Raw genomic sequence first — 17,654 nt, forward strand, 5'->3', positions numbered from 1 at the left:
TTAAAAACAATTTACAGCCTGCTTCGTGTAGGCTTTTTTATTTTATAGGAGTTAAAAATGGCAGAATGTACAGAACAAAATAATCAATTATTTGGCGCTGCTGTAGTTCTTGAAGTTTGTGATGGATGTCCAGACAAAGCACCAAAGGAAGCTGATTGGAAAGCTTTAATGGCTGGTACATCTAAAGGGCTTGATTATAGTCCGAATACGGTGACTAGTGATGCAGATGATCAGGGCGGATTTGTTGAAGCTATCGTCACTAATGCTGATATTGCCTTATCATTTGAGGGTGAAGTCAGAATTAATGACAAGTTAGATCAGTATGGTTTCTTCAAATTAGAGCGTTACTTTACCACTGAGTTAGCCAATAAACGTCAACCTAGTTTATGGGTTCGATTGATGTATGGTGAAAATACTTTTGTCGCCTACATGAATTTAACATCACTGAGCTGGAGTGGCGGATCAAACGATATTGTATCAGCATCACTTGAATTTAAGGTTGCTTCATCTAAATCAGTGAAAATTACAGGTAAAGTTCCTGCAACTCAACCAACCAAATAATAAGGCTAAATATGATTAGAACAGATATAGGCGAAATAGTTATTTCAATCATAAAAAATGGGTCATTGAGCACAAAGAAAATTGATTATGTATTCACTCCCTCATTTGAAAACTTATCAAAACTTGGTGAGCCAGATGAGATAGTTAACGCCTATGCTGTTCTGCTTTCTAATCAAGCCTATGAAGCGATAACACGGTTCAAAAAGTCGTCGGAGTATTTATTTAAGTATATTGAAGAAAAGCTATTTGCACAGCTAGAAATATCTAAACAAGTATTAACATACTGCTGCCCTGATGATATATCCGCTCTTATTGGCGATAAGAAGAAAAAAGGATTACTTCAACCGCAAAAAATATTAATAATAGCGAGAAATTTACTTGATTATGGTGTGGCAGGAAAAGCAAAGATTAGAATATCTCAACGCAACGAAAATAAAACCTATTCATCTGAATTCAAAATTACTGACTACATCAACAATGCGAGAATCCATCTTGGATTATCATTAGATGATGCAAAAAAACTAACAATGACCGAATACATCATGTTAATGGCAAACAAATATCCTGATAAAGATGGCTTCACAAGAGAAGAATACGACAAAACCTTAGCGGATTATGAAAAACGACGTCGAGAAAGACTTGCTAAAGCAGCTGAATGATGGTTTTTATTGCTCCAATCACTTAAATAACATACCATTAACGAAAAAATAAGGAGAATGGTATGAAAAAGATTTTGTTTTGTATATTGATGTTTCCGTTTTTTGTTTTTGCTGATACTCAAAATCTAACTGATGAAGAATTAGAAAACGGAGTTCAAGGTATTTGGGCAATGACTCCATTAAAAGGTGGAATTGCAAATGTCATGTATAATGATAAGAATAAATCTATTTTGTATTCTTTTAAATGTGATTGGGGAACCCAAAAAATATATTTTGATGGTGTAGAAGAAAATACTTTTTCCATTAAAGAGGGTGTTTTCTATGTAACTGGAAAAGGAAAAATTGAACCTTATACTTCATTAAAAATTATTTCAATGAAACCAGGTGCGATAAAAATGCTTTATGGTCAATTTAAATTTAATTATATCAAAATGGATTATATAGTACCGCTGTGTTCTCTATATTGGGATAGTGATGATAAGCAAAAATAAATTAACAAACCCGCTTAGGGAGTTTTTTATTATGCTAATTTCATAAATTTCCAACTATTGACTAAAGTTATTTATGAGGAATGTATGAAAAGAATTATATTAATCAGCCTAGTTAGCCTTATTTTAACTGGCTGTGGTGATGATAAGGTTACTAAAGAGTATCTTGTAGGCGATTGGCGGTGTATTGATAACCAGTATCAAAGGCAGAATAGCGGAGCTAATGAAGATTTCGGGAGTTCTGTGTCATCAATTGAGGACACTACAACATTTAGAATAATTAATAATGAACTTTATCAAATAAGCAAAGATAGAGGAAATATTCTTATTGACCTAAGTAAAGCGGATTTATCCAAAGATGAAATATCTGATACTTATAAAACTCATATTGTGAATACCATAAAAGCAATTGATAAAGACACATTTAAAACAGTACTAATAACAGAAATAAAGAATATTAACAATGACACCAACATTATTGATCTTAGAACGAAACTAGAAACTGTCTGCACAAGAATAAAATAGGTATCAATTATGTGGTTATTATACGGTATTGCAATATTTGGTGTAGTTATAATGGTGCTTTATTATGGATTACTTTTTCTTCAACAACAGCAAATAAAAAAGTTGGTTAATCCAGATAAATACGAGTTGCCTAATCGTTCATTGGAAGCTAGCGTTTCAGAGAATAAATATGCTGGAATGAAGCATGTTAGTGATGTTGGTGATTTGCATGAGGATGAATTACTTGGATACAAGAATATTCATAGCGATCATGTGTTTACGTACAAGAGGTCAGAAGGATCAAAAGATTATGAAAACCTCGAAAACTCTTTCGATAACAATTTAAATCATAAAATAATGAGCCGTAAAAATACAGAGGATGATTGGTTAGACTGGGTTGACGATGATTGTATTGTAGAACAAAAGAGGGCAGGGAAGAAAAAAGCCAGATTAAGCAAAAGAGAATGGCTTGAACCATTAAAAAAACTTCCAGATCAAGTTATCATTGATATGCATTTTAAAATTTTATCCTTAATAAAGAAACATTATAAGCTGAGAGCGCAGGGTAAAAATTTGGATATCGCAATTGATTTCTGTGAACAAGGCATTACTCTGTCAAGGCTTGTTATTGAAGCAATGAAAAGAAAGCACGCCGAAATATCCTCTATCGCGGAACAGTATACGGGAAAGCGTGATAAGTTTTTTTATCCCAGCAACCCAGCATATTCTCAGTATGCTGTAATTTTAAAAAGGCAGAAGAACTTTGATAAATTAGCTGTTATAAATGCTAAAAAAGAGGCTGAGGGGTGGGGTAAAGGTGATGATTATTGAGTTAATAACTATTCACTACCAAAGCAATTCAAACCCTCTAAGAGGGTTTTTTAATATCTAAAATAAGGTGTTTTATGAATAATAGAGAAAAATACAAAGTTTAGAGAATAAGGTTATGCTATTGCAGTATGAGTTATAAGCTATAAATTCTCAGTTTTGTTTTTTTTATGGGCTTTTAAACCAGTAGAAAGCAGCTCATTTATTATTTCTTCAAGCGTCATACCTGAAGATTTGTAAATTTCTTCAATTTGACTTTTTGTATTTGGCTTTAAATAGTAATAAAAAAGATGATTATTTTTGGTATCAGCTATAGAAATGATATCTGTATTATCACCATAAGCAAGCCAATCAAATGATATATCTAATGCTTCGGCAAGTTTAGCTATTATATTGGCTCTAGGTTTATTTTTGCCTGCTTCATATCTTGATATTTGGGCAGCCGCTATACCAGAAATTTTAGATAATTCTTCTTGAGAATAGCCCTGTTCAGCTCGTCTTTGTATTAATCGTTTTGCAAAAGTGTCATTATTTATCATAAATAGTATTGAAATGTATTGACGTGGTTAATAATTAGTATTAGTATACTATACATTCCATGACACTTTAAGACATTTTATTATTAACAAGGAGAAAACATTGAAAGAAAATAAAGTAACGTTGTCCGCAAGAATACCTGTAAGCCTTAAAGTAGCACTTGAGGTATTAGCGGTAATGAACGACAGAACAATGAGCCAAGAGCTTGTAAACAGAGTAAGACAAACATTAACAGAAGAGGAAAAGAAAATTGCAGGTATTTAAAAAACTAAAGGCTCTAACTGCGCCAACAGTTAAAGCCCAAATCAAGTTAATCACAAACCGATAAAATAAGGATTAAACTTATGACTAATATTAATACAAATAACTTAAATTGTCCAGTAATTGCTGGTGTGTCTATTACAACTGATAAAGAGGGGCGATATAATCTTAATGCTTTGCATAAGGCAAGTGGTGGTAAGGATGCTAAAAGACCTAAAGCATGGTTAGCAACAAAGTCTACTCAAGAACTTATTGAAGAGCTAAGGCAGAATTCTGCCTTCGGTCAAGAAATAATCACCGTCACAAAAGGTGGAACTCATCAAGGCACTTTCGCCCACGAACTTCTAGCGGTATCTTACGCTGGTTGGATTAGCCCCAAATTCCAGTTAATGGCTAATCAAGTATTTTTAGATTATAAAAAGGGCGAATTAAAAAATATACAAAAGCCTTTTAAATCTTATCTACCAGAATATCGACAAGCCAAAGCAATGGAATTATCAGTCAGAGCATTAGATAAAATGTTTAGTAATCTGCCACATTTGAGCGAACAGTCTAAGCAGGCTATCTATGCAGATACTATTAACCCTATTGCTGGTAAAAATGTTATTCCGCTTCCTAAGCTTGAAAACAAAACATTTTCGGCAAGTGAAGTAGGGCATTTACTCGACGTATCCTCAAATAAAATTGGTCGTATAGCTAATAAGCTCAATTTAAAAACAGATGAATATGGAATTTTCGTATTAGATAAATCTCGCTCATCTGATAAACAAGTTGAAACTTTTAGATATAACGAAAAAGCAATAGATGTGATTAAAACTCATCTAATTAATAAAGAAATCGCTTAACCAATTAACAACAAATTATAAGCCCCGAAATAGGGGCTACTTGAGGATGTAGATATGTCAAACACAAAATTAGAAACAATCCAGTTTCACAGCCAACAATTAATCGTTCTTAATTATCAAAATAAACCGTACGTAGCAATGAAACCAGTTTGTGAAAATATTGGTTTGGATTGGGCTGCTCAACTTAAAAGAATCAAGCGCCATCAAGTGTTAAGAGCAGGTATGGTCATCATGACCACACCTTCAAAACAAGGTTTACAAGAGTACGTTTGCTTACCAATTTCAATGATCAACGGTTGGCTTTTTGGTATTGAAACTAGTCGGGTGAAACCAGAAATTAGAGCTACATTAGAACAATATCAGCTTGAATGTTTTGATGTTCTTTATAGTCACTTTATGCCAAAAGTAGCACAACAACACCCTAATACAATTTCACTTGAACAACAACAGGCAATTCAACAAGCAGTAAATGAGCGAGTCTATCGAACAGGTGAAAGGCATCAAGCTATATATTCAAGGCTACATCAGCAATTCAAAATACCTCGTTATCAAGATTTGCCTGCTAGTAAATTTGATGAGGCGATTAAGTGGCTTGGAGGGTTACACTCTCGAAAGGGATTATCTGATGAAGACTGGTATGATTTAGCGTGGTTATATAAAGCTGCTGAGCGAATGCGATATCAAATAGAATTAATAGAGCCTGCATTGCGTGTGATTGATTCAGGTTTTAGAGGCAATTTTTATTCTATGGCTCGTGAATACAAGCGAGTTTTATATAGTGCTAAAGTAATAATTGAACGGGAAACAGCTCATATACAACCTAAAGGAATAGCTGATAATTGGCATAGAGTTTTGCCAGTTATAAAAAATAGTTAATTCTAAATTGTTATATAGATTTTGGTGCAAGCATTTTTTATTTAATTATGCTTGCATTTTTATTTATATAGTTTATTATGCAAGCATGTTTAATAACGAGATGCTTGCATGAATAATAAATTAAATAAAGAAGATACAAAAGAAAACAACAAAGTAACGGGTAAGTCTGCTGGTGGTTTGGCAAGGAGTCAAAAACTAACGCCAGAGCAACGTAAGGAAATTGCTAAAAAAGCTGCGATTGCTAGATGGGGTAAAAAACCTTTAAAAGCAATTCGTAGAGGAAATTTTAAAGAAGATTTTGGCATTGATGTTGATTGTTATGTTCTTGATAACGAAATCAGTACGGCTGTTATCAGTCAAAGAGGTATGGCGGAAGCGCTTGGTTTAGCTGGTGGTGGAGGAACAGCTTTTATTCGATTCACTAGTGGTGCAACTATTGGTAAATATATTGGTCCTGAGCTTGAGAAAAAAATTAAAAATCCTATTGTTTTTCAAAGCTCTACAACTAAAAGTTCAGGTCCGGAAGTCATTGTATATGGATATGATGTTACAATTTTAATTGATGTTTGTGAGGCAATTTTAAGCGCTGAAAGAAACGGTGAATTAAAAGTTAATCAAAAACATGTGGCCGATCAAGCTAAAGTATTATTATCCGCATCAGCAAAATCAGGAATACAAGAATTAGTTTATAAACTAGCTGGTTTCGACTCAACTAAAGAACAATTTGTTCAGGCATTCAAGAGATTTGTTGTTGAAGAAGCTAAAAAGTATGAAAAAGAATTTCCTGTTGAGTTATATGTAGAATGGGCTAGGATTTACAATTTAACCATTCCTTCAAGAGGTTGGCCTTGGGAGTTTAAAACTTTAACAATAAATCACATTTATACACCACTTGCAAAAAGTAACGGTAAAATTCTAGAATTATTGAGAATAACAAAATCAAAGGGTGGTGACAGAAAAGATAAACTATTCCAATTTTTGAATGATGTTGGGACTCGAGCATTAAGAATGCAACTTGGTCGAGTTCTAGAAATGGCTGAATCCTCCAAAAATAGAAAAGAGTATGAACAAAAAGTTATTGAACGATTTGGGGGGCAGGCTGAATTAGATATAGTCCAAGAAGAGTAGTATCTTTTTTTAAAATTAATACCCAAAATTATCAACAACCCGCCAAGTGCGGGTTTCTTTTATTCTTTGTTAACAAATTTTGTCATATTATGAAGTCATTAGCGAAGAGTTAAAAATCTAAAAGTTCAGGCTTAATATGTAGTGCTTCAGCAATTTTAATCCGCGTTGTTTTTCTTAACTTTTGGCTTTTTTCATATTGAGAATATGCTGACTGGCTAATACCGATTCTATTTGCCACTTCAACTTGAGATAAATTCAAATATTCACGCCACGCCTGAGCTGGCGAATAGTAATTATCAAAAACCATGTTCACAACATCGCTTGGTACACCAGATTCAATATCGATTGTTTTATTCATTATTATTTTTATGATTAACATCAATATATGCATTATATAAGTTTAGGTAAAAATATAAATAATTAAAATTGATAACCACAGTTGACATTTAGGGGTGTGTAAGATATAATTGTTTTAAATCAAAACAGGAATAAAGCATGATTACTGTAAGTTACACACCACAAATGGAAAAATGGCTGAAGTCGCTTAAAGATAAAACTGCAGCAGCTAAAATTAAAGTTCGAATTCGTCGTATGCAGGAAGGTAATTTTGGTGACGTTAAACCCGTCGGCAGCGGTGTATCAGAAATGCGCATTCACTGTGGAAAAGGGTACAGGGTTTATTTCGCTAACCGTAATAATGAAATTGTTATTTTATTGTGTGGTGGTGACAAGGATACACAACAAACAGATATCAAAATTGCTAAAGAATTAGCAAATAAATGGGGTTAATTATGACTACAAAACTAAAAACTTTTGATGTAGTTGATTTTTTGAATACTGATGAAGAGATGCAAGAATATTTAAATGCCGCAATAGAAGAAGGAGACCCTAAATTTTTATTTATTGCACTTGGGGATATAGCTAGAGCTAAAAACATCAGTCAGCTTTCACGTGATACAGGTATAAGCCGTGAGGGTATTTATAAAGCGTTATCAGGTGAGGGGAATCCTACTTTTAATACAATTTTTAAAATTGTTCAAGCATTAGGATTGCAAATGCAGTTTTCCTCACAAAAACATGCTGATTATTGCTAACTGAGCATGGAAAATCTAATGTAAATATACAAAATAAAATCAAACCAAACTTAAAGCTCGCAATTGCGGGCTTTTTTTATGTCTGGAGAAAACAAATGGCTCAATATACAGAAGGGAATATCACTTATACCGTTTCACTTGAAATGAAAGAGTTACTGGAAAATTCTAGAAAAATCATGCAGGAAATGAAAGAATTAAATAACAGTGGTTCTAAAGCTTCTAAAGGTCTTGAAAAGCTTGAATCTTCCGCTCAAAGTGCTGGTAATTCTCTCGGTAAATTGACAAATATTGCTAAGGCTGTATCTGCTGCGCTTGTATCAAGTACAGTTATCGCCTACGCTCAAAGCTGGAATGAGCTAGAAGACCGCATACAAAATACTGGCGCAACGGCGTCACAAACTAAAGACATTCTAGACCAGCTTTTAGTAACTTCTGACCGTAACGGTCGTACTATCGAAGAGTCGGCCGAGTTGTATATCCGTCTTTCTAACTCTATGGGTGAGCTGGGTTATAGCACACAAAGCACAATATCTTATATTGGCTCAATGTCAGACTTATTTACAATCAATAAAACTAGTGCAATAGGTGCTGAATCAGCTATAAATGCACTCACTAAAGCCCAAATGAGAGGTAAGCTCGCTGGGGTTGAGGCAATGACGGTATTTAGTAATATGCCAAGTGTTTTAGGAACATTGACTAATTATCTAAAGAAAAATGCTAAATCAACTGCTGATGCTGAGAAGATTACTGAACAATATGTTAAACAATTAGCTAGTGACGGCAAATTATCTATACAAACATTTACTGATGCGCTGATAGACTCTAATGTTGAACTAGATGCACTTGCCGATAACATGCGAAATACTGTAACTGACGGTATCAACCGTGTTACGAATAATCTTAAAAAATATCTTGGTGAATTAAATAACTCAACTGGTGCGACTAAATTACTCGTAGATTCACTTATTCTCATGTCTCAGCATGTCGATATACTAATGACTGGCGTTGGTGCTTTAGCAGCAATTTATGCAGGGAAATACATTACATCATTAGCGAGTGCTACTAAGCAAAGTGCTGAAAAAGTTATTGAAAATATAAGACTTGCTACATCAGAAAGAAACCTTGCAAAAGAAGAGTTAAGAACTCTTGAAGTAGAGGGTAAGGCGTTAACAGCACGACGAAATGAGCTGATTGCTTTAAAATCTGTAACTACGTCAAAGGTTCAATTAGCTGCAATTGAAAAACAACTAAATAATATCGAAAAAGAGAGAGCTTTATTAGTTGATAAAGAAACAGCAGCTCAAGAAAGATTAGCATCTGCAACGAAATTATCTACTCTTGCTGCCAATGGTTTGAAAGGGGCAATGTCGTTATTAGGTGGTCCAGCAGGTCTAATATTACTTACGGCTGGGGCATTAGTTACATGGTCTAGTAAAGCAGCAGAAGCTAAACAAAAAGCTTTAGAATTAACCGATGAAGTAGCAGCGTTAGCAGAAAAATACAAAGGGCTATCTAAAGCACAGAGAGAAGCATTTGCTATAGATTTAAAGAAACGAATTCATGAACAGAATAAGGCGATTGAAGAGCAAGACAGGAAAATTACTAATTTAAAAAATAAGATTAAAGCTGGATATGGAAAAGGCAGGAATGAACAAGAAAGGGTTGCAATTCTTAACAAACAAATAGAAGCAGAAGAAAAGCTCAAAGCCGTGATGATTGAGGGTCGCAATAAATTAGTTGATCTTACGGACGAGGTTATAATAAAAAACCATGAAATGGCTGATTCTACAAATAAAGCCTCAAAATCAGGTAAAAAATTAATAGAAATATGGGATAAAGCATCTAAAGATAATATTGATAAAAAAGTAGCGAGTTTATCAAAAGAGCTTGATATTGCGACGTTAAAAGCAGAAGACAATAGTGAAGCGGCATTTATTTTAGATGGTCTTTATTCCGCTCTCGGTGATAGTGCTAATGAATATAGAGAAGACTTGAAACTGCTTGCGCTGGGTCAAACAGAATTTACTAAGCTCACTAAAAATCAAGCCGCTGCATTACAGCCGTTAGTAATGCTTTTAAAATCATTATCAGCAGAAAACGACAAGATAAAAGCAAGTAGTAAAAAAGGCACAACAAAATCATATGCAGATGAAGTAAAAGAACTTAGTGAAAAGCTAGAAATTGCTAAACTCGAAGCTAAGGGTATGACCGTTGAAGCTGAATTACTTGCTATCACTCAAAAAATGGGTAGTAAAGTTACAGCCGAGCAAACAGCAAAACTAAAAGAGTTAATCGAAACCGCACAAGCATATAAAGAACTTGGTTCATTAAAAAGCCCAATTGATGTTGAACAGGATTCGTTCAAGAAATCAAAAGAGTTGCTCGATAGGCTACACAAACTTGGCGAGATTAAGCAAGCCGACTATAATTCGAAACTTGAACAACTTGAGCAGCAGCATCAAGTCAATATGGCTAAAATTAAGTCAGAAGCTGTTGTATCTAAAGTTGACGACGCTGTAGCACAAGTTGACCCAGTACAAGCCCTTAAAAATGAGAATGATAGAAAACTCGCTTTGATTCAAGAATTCGAAAATCAGAAATTACTGACAGAAGAAAATGCCATTGCGCTTCGTGAGGCAGCTAATCGTCAGTATGAACAAAACCGCATCAATGCTCAATGGGAAATATGGCGCAATCAAAATGATGCTAACGAGTTTCTTGCTTCTTCACTCGAAGGACTGGCAAGCAGTGCAACAAGTACAATTTCAGGTCTAATGTCAGGAACAATGACTGCTACACAAGCTATGCAGAACTTTGCTAATGTTATTCTAAATGAGGCTATTGGGTCACTTGTTCAAATGGGTATGCAATACGTTAAAAACGCTATTGTAGCTAAAACAACATCAGCAGCAACTACAGCCACCCAAACAACAGAGGCAATTGCATTAGCAGCAGCCTATAAACCCGCTGCAATGCTTGCATCTATCGCGTCATATGGCGCAGCAGCAACGACGGGTGCTACTGCATATGGCACGGCAATAGGTTTAATGTCGGCAATACCAATTGCTGGAGCGCGTAAAAATGGTGGGCCAGTAGATGCTAACTCAATGTATCGAGTTGGTGAGGGTGGCAAACCTGAAATATTAATGCAGGGGGGCAAACAATATTTAATACCAGGTGATAACGGAAAGGTATTAAGCAATCGACAAATCACTTCCAATCAAGGTCAAAATATACAATGGAATTTTATTGTAGAAAACTATGCAAGTGGTGTTGAGGTAAGCAAGCCATCTATTGATTATGAGAATAAAATTATCAGAACAGCAGTGACACAAGCAAAACGAGAGGTCGCTAATGATATTAAAGAACATACAGGGGAAGTGTGGCAAGCCATGTCACGCTCAACAAACATTCAATCTAAATTGTAATTGATATTAAATAATAAATTTCATACCATTACTTAAAATTTAAGGAGATGGTATGAAAAAGATTTTGTTTTGTATATTGATGTTTCCATTTTTTGTTTTTGCTGATGATGAAACAGAAGCCATAAATAAATTAGAAAAATTAAAGTTTGAAAATGGTGTAATGGCTGCAACTTATTGTCATAACTATTATGCTTTTGGCAAACTTTTATTTGAGTTGAATGAAAAAGGTGACCCGAAAAATTCAATACCAAGAATCAGAGAACAATTTGGGGATGAATTTACAGATTCTATTCTAAATTTTGCAGAAAATGAAAAAGACCCTATGAAACAAAATCAATTTTTAAATAAACGTTACAAGGAATGCATAGAACGTTCGATAGCTACAGGTGAACAACAAAAACCATAAAGTTAAATTGCATACAGGATTGATTATATGAAAAGAATTGCATTGCTTGGATTAATTGGATTTATTGGATTTATTTTAACTGGCTGTGGTGATGATAAGGTTACTAAAGAGTATCTCGTCGGTGATTGGCGGTGTAATTGGGAATCATTTGAAAGAATGGATAGTGGTCGTGAAGAAAGTTATGGTGATGCTGTAGATAAAAGTGAATACATTCGAACGTATAAAATAATGGATGGCAAATTATATCATGTTTATGATGGAGATAAGCAAGAGCTTTACGATGTTGACAAAATTAATAGTAATCCAACGCATGAAATTTTAAATGATGACAGTACGTTTACTGGTCAACAAAAGCTTGAAAAAATAAGCAATGATCAATATAGATATGTAATTGCATCAGAATTTAAAAAAAATTCAAATACGACAAATGTAATAGATATCAGAAGCAAAGAAGTAACAACTTGCACAAGAATAAAATAACTATTGACTAGTCTAGTTATTTGATTGTATATTCTTTTTCAGGTCTCAAAACCTAAACAAAGCGGACACCGCCCCGATAGCATGCGGATTTTTTACGTCTAAAATTCAATGTCGAGAGGGCGAGGAATAAAATACCTTAGGGGAATAACTCCAGCCTTTCTTTGTTAGGCTTTTGAGCCTCTCGACACCCATTTAAATGGGTAATAATCTCAAAAAAATAAACAAAGGATATAGCATGTCAAATCAAATTCAATTAGTTCAATTTCACAATCAACAAATATCAATTCTTAATTATAATAATAAGCCTTATGTTGCTATCAAGCCAATATGCGAAAACATAGGTTTGGATTGGGAAGCTCAAAGGCAAAGAATTAAAAGAAATGAAATACTTAATTCAACTGCCTTTATGATAAAGGTAGTTGCAAAAGACGGTAAAAATAGAGATGTTTTATGTTTACCTCTTGGTTACCTCAACGGTTGGCTTGCGGGTATAGAATTAAGCAGGGTTAATCCAGAAATAAAACCTATTTTAAAACAATATCAGCTTGAATGTTTCGATGTACTTTATAACCACTTTATGCCAAAAGTAGCACAACAACACCCTAATACAATCTCACTCGAACAACAACAGCGAATCAAGCAAGCTGTTAATGATCGTTCATATAGAACAGGTGAACATTATCAAGCAATTTACACCAAGTTATATGAACAATTCAAAATCCCTCGCTACCAAGATTTACCAGCGAATAAATTTGAGGAAGCCATTAAGTGGTTGGGTGGTGTGCATTCTCGAAGCGGATTATCTGATGAAGATTGGTATGATTTAGCGTGGTTATATAAAGCCGCTGAAAGAATGCGATATCAAATAGAATTAATAGAGCCTGCATTGAGAGTGATTGATTCAGGTTTTAGAGGGGCTTTCTATTCAATGGCTTGTGAATATAAGCGGACTTTAAATGATGCTAGAATAATCATTAATAGAGAAACAGCGCATATACAACCTAAAGGGATAGCTGATAATTGGAATAGAGTTTTACCGATTATTAGGTTATCCTAATTTAGGTTATTGAGCTGGTAAAAAATCCAGCTCAGCTATTTTAATTATTAAACAATAGGTTATAATAAGAGTGTTCCCTATACACATAGGGATAAACCGTGAGCAACTTCAGCTTGAGCTTGTTGTAACGCGTGTTCCCTATACACATAGGGATAAACCGAGCTTCCTGTAGACGCCACAAAACATTTGGTAGTGTTCCCTATACACATAGGGATAAACCGAAGTTCGTATACATGGCGGTTGCTCATTTGGGGTGTTCCCTATACACATAGGGATAAACCGCAAAGAGTTTGCCAGCATCCATTCCCCTCGATGTGTTCCCTATACACATAGGGATAAACCGTAACTTTGCTTTTTCCTCTAGATCGGAAATTTGTGTTCCCTATACACATAGGGATAAACCGATTCATTGTTTGAAGAAGCGACTAAAAAAATAGTGTTCCCTGTATACACAGGGATAAACCGTGCTTTTGACAATAACGCCTTAATGCCTGATAGTGTTCCCTGTAAACGCAGGGATTAACGTTTAACAATATAAACTATTAAAAATTAAAAACCCGCTTCGGCGGTTTTTTTATTGTCTAAAAAACAGGAGTAATAATGAATGATTATCCATTAGAGCAAAAAACAGTACAGCTAGGCACATATTCTAGACAACAAAAGTCTCAGTTTTCAACAGTAGAAACACGAAGCGGTAAACTTTATTTCAAACGTATTGCACAAAATCAACCAACAACCAGATCAATCAGCTTTTGTCTAACATCACATGAAGCTCAAATATTTCTTCACTGGTTTAATCGCACATTGAAAAAGGGTTTTCTGCCATTTGATATAAAACTAGCGACGGAATGGGATACATCACAAACATTAAATTGTCGTTTTTTGCCCGATTCTTTGCTTAATACGTCCAGACCCAATCATCTACAGTGGAATTATACAGCAACAATTTTAATTAATAACTATGAAGCGCCGCGTTATTTTCCACCTGATATCGAACTTTTCCCAGAATATTTCAAAGAAAATGAGATGGGGCTTCTTGATGTCATCGTTAATACTCAATTAAATAAGGTAACATAATGCCTATTTCACAAGAACAGCGTGAGTTTTTTTCACAAAAGAACCCCGCAGAAGAATATGATACCATCACCTTTTATCACCCTGAATTTCAGTCACCTCTGAGATTAGTCTTGAACCAATTTAAGCCTTTGATGTTTGCTGGCAATGAATTTATACCTGTCGCAGCAAAAATCAATTTACCCGATCAGGGGTCTGAGTTGACTCCGAAATTAAGCCTACAGTTTTCACGCATTCATATCGGTGATGAATTCAAGAAAATTGTTAACTCAATAACTCCTTTTGGCTGGCAGGAGCCTATATCTATGGTCTATGAACAATACAATGAATTATCAATGAATAATCCAACCCAACGCTATTCATTATATGTATCAGAAGATGGGGTTAGGTTTAATAGGAATGCTGTTGAGATTTCAGCTACTGATGATAATCCAATGACACTTGCTAAACCTAGAAATACTGAAAGCAATCCAATTTATACGCTTGAGGAATATAGAGGTCTTGCTTATGCATAAAAAAATGACAGTTAATGAATTTATTAACAAGGTGATTGGTACGAAATGGGTTGATAGAGCCAGCACCTTTGATGAAATGGATTGTTGGGGGCTGGTGATTCTTTATTATCGGCATGTTTTAGGAATCGAACTAAAAACAATAACAGGTTATCAATCAAAGAAAACGACAATTCAAAATGAAGCTATCCCTGAATCACTTAGAAACTGGAAACCATGCGAAAAGAGTAACAATGCAGTATTTCTTGCTTATGTTGGTGATATTCCGTCTCATGTGGGAGTTGTGATAGATAACCATATGTTGCACGCCAAAGGAAATGAAATTCAAGGCGGACAAGTTCAATATAACAAGCTGGAAGCAATAGAAAAAGCCTATACAAAAGTGGAGTACTACCAATATGCTGATATATCATAAAGACCCTAACGGACTGACCGAAAAAAAAATATATCAACTCGACACCTCTCTTTCACTCCTCCAAAATATTCGCAATAAATTTCCAAACGGTTTTGATAACAATACTACCGATGTCTATCTAAACAATGAAAAAATAAATCCTCTAGAATATGATTTATCAAGAAATGCAACCATTTTCGATAAAATTGTAATCATTAACCGTCAACAGGCGTCAGTTGTTGTGAGTATTATTGTTGCGATTGTTGCTGCTGTTGTAGCGTATGCATTAGCGCCAACACCAAAAACGCCCAACGCATCTGGCGAGCAAAAGGATAGTACTAATAATAAACTAACTGAGCAAACAAATATTGCTAGATTATATCAGGCTAAGCCCGATATTTATGGTTGTATTCGCTCCTATCCTGATATTGTCAACCCAGCTGTTTCAGAATACATCGGTAATGTTAAATATATCGATCATCTATTCTGTATAGGGGTCGGTTATTATGATTTAAATAATCTCAAATACGACCAGACATTATTAAATAGAATATCTGGCACAACATATGAAATCTATCAACCAGGCGACATTATCCCATATATTAGGTATCAATTTCGCAGCGCTGAGGTGAACGGTCAAGAACTCAAGCCGCCTAATTTAGCTAACGAGGTCTTGCATTTAGAGGAGCATTTTAATTTATCAAGTTGTACCATCAAAGATGGTATTGCAACATTCGCTCTAAAGGCAGGTGATACATCTAAATATTTCAATGATTTAAATAAGCCTCTTAGAATTAATTTTACTATAAATGCTGGGGTTCGTTATCCCAGCGGCGATATTTATATTCGTAATGTTTTATATACTGCGGTATTAGAATCAACATATATTGAAGATAATCTGTTCATAATAAAATGTAGAGGTACCGTAAAGGTTCGAGTTGACGGCTTGAAGAACATCGTCAAGGGACATAAATACGAAATTATCCCTATGGCATCTTATTTAAAGCTTGAGCATATAGGTGGCGTTTATACTGATGCATTCATACCACCAGAAGAAGGAGTGGAAATCTGGGCTGACCTAGTGTTCCAACGAGGATTACAAGGATATGTTAATCTTGATTTCATTTGGTGGGCTATAGATGATTTTGGTAATGAAATAGCTGGAACTCGTGAAACAATGCCTTGGAATTGTTCAATGAGCACTTACGAGCCTCAGAATATTACAGTTAAAATAAAACCAAGGAATGGTAAGAGCAAATATGCACTAATGATTGCGCGAGTGACCAATGGAAAGGGGGATTTATCGGATCAGGTTAAAGTTGAAAACGTTAGTATCATTGATTATGAGTATAATTATAAAGTAAAAGATACGCTAATCTATGTTCGCACTCGCGCTACATCTCAAGCAACAGCATTAAAAGAGCTTAAGTTTAATGTTGAAGCCACACGTAAAACTATCACATATAACTATGACACCAAAGAAATAGACTACAACATAAGACCGTCAAGATCATTTGCTGATGCAGTTCTCCATCAATTTGTTTCAGTCTTCGGGCGCGACCCACGGCAGCTTGATTTAGATTCGTTATACCAAATTGATAGGCGTATAAAAAATTTGAACGAAAGGCTTGGGTACTTTGATTTTTCATTTGATGATATTGATGTTTCGCTCGGTCAACGAATAGAGACTATATGTAATGCAGCTCGTGTTTATGTGTATAGAGATGGGCAGAAATGGCGTTTTGCCAGAAACGAGGAAAAAACCAGACCTGTTGCTTTGTTCAACGCTTTAAATACGGTCAACTCAAGCGAAGGGGGAGTAGTGCAAAAAAAATCAAATTTGCCATCAACTCATGATGGGGTACAAGTTGAATATGTTGACTCAAGCAAGGATAGAGCTGGAGGGACGGATAAAAAATCTTATATAAATCTTCGTATTTCGAATAATCAAATAGTAAAAGGTTTTGCGCGTACACCAAATAAAATCGAGCTTGCAGGATGCCGAAATTACGAACAAGCGATGGATCGTGCTCAACTTGAGATAAGACGATTAATTTATGAGCGGACATTTGTAGAAGATGAAGTTTTGAATGATGCTAACTTTGTAGAAAAAGGTGATCTTGTGCTGTGGTCAGATACGTACGATGAAAGTATCGTCTCAGGTGAAATTGTGAGGATTCAAGGCAATAAATTTTATGTTGATCAAGAATTGTCATTAGATAGCAATAAATCATATAGAGTTGCAATTACAGACAAGTGCGGTTATCCCAGCAACTGGATTAACATAAAATCTCATGATGAACATTCATTCACCGCTGATTATTCAAGCGCATACGTTGCAAACAACAACAACATACAAATGGGTTCGCTTTTTATTATTGCTGAAACAATAAATGAAGAGCCAACTGAATTCATTTTAACAAAAAAGCAATTTAATAACGGGGCTTATAAAGTAAGCTTAACAAATTACGATTCTAGAATATACGAATACGACCGTAAAAACGGTTATTTTGCATCCTAAT

The 17,654-nt window shown here is 34.8% G+C and carries 21 protein-coding genes and 1 CRISPR repeat array; of the genes, 19 read left to right on the top strand and 2 right to left on the bottom strand.

All coding sequences use genetic code 11. The annotated features are described in order from the left end of the window. Nucleotides 1-57: 57 nt before the first annotated feature. The 5 genes from J3U23_RS03610 to J3U23_RS03630 all read left to right on the top strand — a co-directional run bounded on the left by J3U23_RS03610 (nucleotide 58) and on the right by J3U23_RS03630 (nucleotide 3,043). The gene (locus tag J3U23_RS03610) at nucleotides 58-561 is read left to right on the top strand and encodes a hypothetical protein (protein WP_267338048.1); all 504 of its coding nucleotides are present in this window, start codon (nucleotides 58-60) and stop codon (nucleotides 559-561) included. Between the two features lie 65 nt (nucleotides 562-626). After that, nucleotides 627-1,220, top strand: a complete 594-nt coding sequence (locus J3U23_RS03615) for a DUF6246 family protein (RefSeq protein WP_267338491.1) — start codon at nucleotides 627-629, stop codon at nucleotides 1,218-1,220. 62 nt (nucleotides 1,221-1,282) lie between these two features. Continuing rightward, nucleotides 1,283-1,711 carry a hypothetical protein gene (locus tag J3U23_RS03620; protein WP_267338492.1) on the top strand — a complete coding sequence of 143 codons (429 nt, stop codon included), beginning with the start codon at nucleotides 1,283-1,285 and terminating at the stop codon, nucleotides 1,709-1,711. Nucleotides 1,712-1,795: 84 nt separating this feature from the next. Beyond that, the gene (locus J3U23_RS03625; protein ID WP_267338493.1) at nucleotides 1,796-2,233 is read left to right on the top strand and encodes a hypothetical protein; all 438 of its coding nucleotides are present in this window, start codon (nucleotides 1,796-1,798) and stop codon (nucleotides 2,231-2,233) included. Between the two features lie 9 nt (nucleotides 2,234-2,242). Then, entirely contained in the window at nucleotides 2,243-3,043 is an 801-nt protein-coding gene (locus tag J3U23_RS03630) for a hypothetical protein (protein WP_267338494.1), read from the top strand. Nucleotides 3,044-3,183: 140 nt separating this feature from the next. Here the strand turns inward: J3U23_RS03630 and J3U23_RS03635 are convergent, their stop codons facing one another. Beyond that, nucleotides 3,184-3,579, bottom strand: a complete 396-nt coding sequence (locus J3U23_RS03635; protein ID WP_267338495.1) for a helix-turn-helix domain-containing protein — start codon at nucleotides 3,577-3,579, stop codon at nucleotides 3,184-3,186. A 100-nt stretch (nucleotides 3,580-3,679) separates the two neighbouring features. On the opposite strand from J3U23_RS03635, the gene J3U23_RS03640 reads away from it, so the two are divergent. From J3U23_RS03640 to J3U23_RS03655, 4 genes are all read left to right on the top strand, one after another. Continuing rightward, the gene (locus tag J3U23_RS03640; RefSeq protein WP_267338496.1) at nucleotides 3,680-3,841 is read left to right on the top strand and encodes a hypothetical protein; all 162 of its coding nucleotides are present in this window, start codon (nucleotides 3,680-3,682) and stop codon (nucleotides 3,839-3,841) included. Between the two features lie 80 nt (nucleotides 3,842-3,921). Continuing rightward, entirely contained in the window at nucleotides 3,922-4,683 is a 762-nt protein-coding gene (locus J3U23_RS03645; RefSeq protein ID WP_267338498.1) for a KilA-N domain-containing protein, read from the top strand. A gap of 54 nt (nucleotides 4,684-4,737) precedes the next feature. Beyond that, a complete protein-coding gene (locus tag J3U23_RS03650; RefSeq protein ID WP_267338499.1) occupies nucleotides 4,738-5,559 on the top strand; it encodes a phage antirepressor N-terminal domain-containing protein in 822 nt (273 codons plus the stop codon). A gap of 108 nt (nucleotides 5,560-5,667) precedes the next feature. After that, complete coding sequence (locus J3U23_RS03655; protein WP_267338500.1) at nucleotides 5,668-6,687, top strand: P63C domain-containing protein; 1,020 nt, start codon at nucleotides 5,668-5,670, stop codon at nucleotides 6,685-6,687. Between the two features lie 109 nt (nucleotides 6,688-6,796). On the opposite strand, the gene J3U23_RS03660 is transcribed toward J3U23_RS03655, so the two are convergent. Then, the gene (locus tag J3U23_RS03660; protein ID WP_267338501.1) at nucleotides 6,797-7,045 is read right to left on the bottom strand and encodes a helix-turn-helix domain-containing protein; all 249 of its coding nucleotides are present in this window, start codon (nucleotides 7,043-7,045) and stop codon (nucleotides 6,797-6,799) included. Nucleotides 7,046-7,182: 137 nt separating this feature from the next. Between J3U23_RS03660 and J3U23_RS03665 the strand changes: the two genes are divergently transcribed. The 10 genes from J3U23_RS03665 (at nucleotide 7,183) to J3U23_RS03710 (ending at nucleotide 17,653) form a co-directional block, all read left to right on the top strand. Then, nucleotides 7,183-7,476: a type II toxin-antitoxin system RelE/ParE family toxin gene (locus J3U23_RS03665; protein WP_267338502.1), complete on the top strand. Its 294-nt coding sequence runs from the start codon at nucleotides 7,183-7,185 to the stop codon at nucleotides 7,474-7,476. A 2-nt stretch (nucleotides 7,477-7,478) separates the two neighbouring features. Further along, nucleotides 7,479-7,781, top strand: coding sequence for an addiction module antidote protein (locus J3U23_RS03670; RefSeq protein ID WP_267338503.1), 303 nt, complete (start codon nucleotides 7,479-7,481; stop codon nucleotides 7,779-7,781). Nucleotides 7,782-7,876: 95 nt separating this feature from the next. Then, the gene (locus tag J3U23_RS03675) at nucleotides 7,877-11,209 is read left to right on the top strand and encodes a tape measure protein (RefSeq protein ID WP_267338504.1); all 3,333 of its coding nucleotides are present in this window, start codon (nucleotides 7,877-7,879) and stop codon (nucleotides 11,207-11,209) included. Between the two features lie 52 nt (nucleotides 11,210-11,261). Next, nucleotides 11,262-11,615, top strand: a complete 354-nt coding sequence (locus J3U23_RS03680; RefSeq protein WP_267338505.1) for a hypothetical protein — start codon at nucleotides 11,262-11,264, stop codon at nucleotides 11,613-11,615. Between the two features lie 27 nt (nucleotides 11,616-11,642). Further along, on the top strand, nucleotides 11,643-12,095 hold the full coding sequence (locus tag J3U23_RS03685; RefSeq protein WP_267338506.1) for a hypothetical protein: 453 nt from the start codon (nucleotides 11,643-11,645) through the stop codon (nucleotides 12,093-12,095). Nucleotides 12,096-12,330: 235 nt separating this feature from the next. Further along, nucleotides 12,331-13,152 carry a phage antirepressor N-terminal domain-containing protein gene (locus tag J3U23_RS03690; protein ID WP_267338507.1) on the top strand — a complete coding sequence of 274 codons (822 nt, stop codon included), beginning with the start codon at nucleotides 12,331-12,333 and terminating at the stop codon, nucleotides 13,150-13,152. A 70-nt stretch (nucleotides 13,153-13,222) separates the two neighbouring features. After that, nucleotides 13,223-13,617: a CRISPR direct-repeat array (repeat unit 29 nt; unit sequence GTGTTCCCTATACACATAGGGATAAACCG). A gap of 135 nt (nucleotides 13,618-13,752) precedes the next feature. Continuing rightward, nucleotides 13,753-14,229, top strand: a complete 477-nt coding sequence (locus J3U23_RS03695; RefSeq protein WP_267338509.1) for a hypothetical protein — start codon at nucleotides 13,753-13,755, stop codon at nucleotides 14,227-14,229. Beyond that, complete coding sequence (locus J3U23_RS03700) at nucleotides 14,229-14,741, top strand: hypothetical protein (protein WP_267338510.1); 513 nt, start codon at nucleotides 14,229-14,231, stop codon at nucleotides 14,739-14,741. Before J3U23_RS03695 ends, J3U23_RS03700 begins: the two co-directional genes overlap by 1 nt. Continuing rightward, nucleotides 14,734-15,153: an NlpC/P60 family protein gene (locus tag J3U23_RS03705; RefSeq protein ID WP_267338511.1), complete on the top strand. Its 420-nt coding sequence runs from the start codon at nucleotides 14,734-14,736 to the stop codon at nucleotides 15,151-15,153. Before J3U23_RS03700 ends, J3U23_RS03705 begins: the two co-directional genes overlap by 8 nt. After that, nucleotides 15,137-17,653 carry a host specificity factor TipJ family phage tail protein gene (locus tag J3U23_RS03710; protein WP_267338512.1) on the top strand — a complete coding sequence of 839 codons (2,517 nt, stop codon included), beginning with the start codon at nucleotides 15,137-15,139 and terminating at the stop codon, nucleotides 17,651-17,653. The genes J3U23_RS03705 and J3U23_RS03710 overlap by 17 nt, the downstream gene beginning before the upstream one ends. Nucleotide 17,654: the final 1 nt, after the last annotated feature.

This window comes from Gilliamella sp. B3367, from assembly GCF_026536825.1.
In the GTDB taxonomy this organism is placed as follows: Bacteria; Pseudomonadota; Gammaproteobacteria; order Enterobacterales; family Orbaceae; genus Gilliamella; species Gilliamella apicola_E.

Excerpts from the sequence above, each read along its gene's own strand:
- J3U23_RS03610 (WP_267338048.1), top strand. The coding sequence starts at position 58 with ATGGCAGAATGTACAGAACAAAATAATCAATTATTTGGCGCTGCTGTA.
- J3U23_RS03620 (WP_267338492.1), top strand. The coding sequence starts at position 1,283 with ATGAAAAAGATTTTGTTTTGTATATTGATGTTTCCGTTTTTTGTTTTT.
- J3U23_RS03625 (WP_267338493.1), top strand. The coding sequence starts at position 1,796 with ATGAAAAGAATTATATTAATCAGCCTAGTTAGCCTTATTTTAACTGGC.
- J3U23_RS03630 (WP_267338494.1), top strand. The coding sequence starts at position 2,243 with ATGTGGTTATTATACGGTATTGCAATATTTGGTGTAGTTATAATGGTG.
- J3U23_RS03635 (WP_267338495.1), bottom strand. The coding sequence starts at position 3,579 with ATGATAAATAATGACACTTTTGCAAAACGATTAATACAAAGACGAGCT.
- J3U23_RS03645 (WP_267338498.1), top strand. The coding sequence starts at position 3,922 with ATGACTAATATTAATACAAATAACTTAAATTGTCCAGTAATTGCTGGT.
- J3U23_RS03650 (WP_267338499.1), top strand. The coding sequence starts at position 4,738 with ATGTCAAACACAAAATTAGAAACAATCCAGTTTCACAGCCAACAATTA.
- J3U23_RS03655 (WP_267338500.1), top strand. The coding sequence starts at position 5,668 with ATGAATAATAAATTAAATAAAGAAGATACAAAAGAAAACAACAAAGTA.
- J3U23_RS03660 (WP_267338501.1), bottom strand. The coding sequence starts at position 7,045 with ATGAATAAAACAATCGATATTGAATCTGGTGTACCAAGCGATGTTGTG.
- J3U23_RS03665 (WP_267338502.1), top strand. The coding sequence starts at position 7,183 with ATGATTACTGTAAGTTACACACCACAAATGGAAAAATGGCTGAAGTCG.
- J3U23_RS03670 (WP_267338503.1), top strand. The coding sequence starts at position 7,479 with ATGACTACAAAACTAAAAACTTTTGATGTAGTTGATTTTTTGAATACT.
- J3U23_RS03675 (WP_267338504.1), top strand. The coding sequence starts at position 7,877 with ATGGCTCAATATACAGAAGGGAATATCACTTATACCGTTTCACTTGAA.
- J3U23_RS03680 (WP_267338505.1), top strand. The coding sequence starts at position 11,262 with ATGAAAAAGATTTTGTTTTGTATATTGATGTTTCCATTTTTTGTTTTT.
- J3U23_RS03685 (WP_267338506.1), top strand. The coding sequence starts at position 11,643 with ATGAAAAGAATTGCATTGCTTGGATTAATTGGATTTATTGGATTTATT.
- J3U23_RS03690 (WP_267338507.1), top strand. The coding sequence starts at position 12,331 with ATGTCAAATCAAATTCAATTAGTTCAATTTCACAATCAACAAATATCA.
- J3U23_RS03695 (WP_267338509.1), top strand. The coding sequence starts at position 13,753 with ATGAATGATTATCCATTAGAGCAAAAAACAGTACAGCTAGGCACATAT.
- J3U23_RS03700 (WP_267338510.1), top strand. The coding sequence starts at position 14,229 with ATGCCTATTTCACAAGAACAGCGTGAGTTTTTTTCACAAAAGAACCCC.
- J3U23_RS03705 (WP_267338511.1), top strand. The coding sequence starts at position 14,734 with ATGCATAAAAAAATGACAGTTAATGAATTTATTAACAAGGTGATTGGT.
- J3U23_RS03710 (WP_267338512.1), top strand. The coding sequence starts at position 15,137 with ATGCTGATATATCATAAAGACCCTAACGGACTGACCGAAAAAAAAATA.